This is a genomic window from Pseudomonas sp. 32_A, from assembly GCF_017490905.1.
In the GTDB taxonomy this organism is placed as follows: domain Bacteria; phylum Pseudomonadota; class Gammaproteobacteria; order Pseudomonadales; family Pseudomonadaceae; genus Aquipseudomonas; species Aquipseudomonas inefficax.
This window is the reverse complement of sequence record NZ_JAFGYI010000469.1, coordinates 1-246: the sequence shown is the minus strand read 5'-3', so window position 1 is coordinate 246 and position 246 is coordinate 1. Positions and strand designations below refer to the sequence as shown.

Here is a 246-nt window from a genome sequence, read left to right as displayed (position 1 = left end):
CCCAGCCGGAACTGGCCGGGCTGCAGAACCCGTCGCTGGCTTCGGTACTGGAGCATATCGTCGGGCCGTGGGGCGCCTTGCTGATCAGTATCGGCCTGGCGGTTTCGCTGCTTGGCGCGCTGCTGTCCTGGGCGTTGCTGTGCGCCGAGATCATGTTCGCCGCCGCCAAGGACCACACCATGCCGGAGTTCCTGCGCCGCGAGAACGCCAACCAGGTACCGGCCAACGCCCTGTGGCTGACCAACG

1 protein-coding gene is annotated in these 246 nt (G+C 67.5%); it reads left to right on the top strand.

The window, feature by feature from the left end; genetic code table 11:
* Nucleotides 1-246, top strand: a 246-nt coding sequence (locus J5M58_RS27475; RefSeq protein ID WP_207880654.1) for an amino acid permease, incomplete at both ends; no start/stop codon positions are given.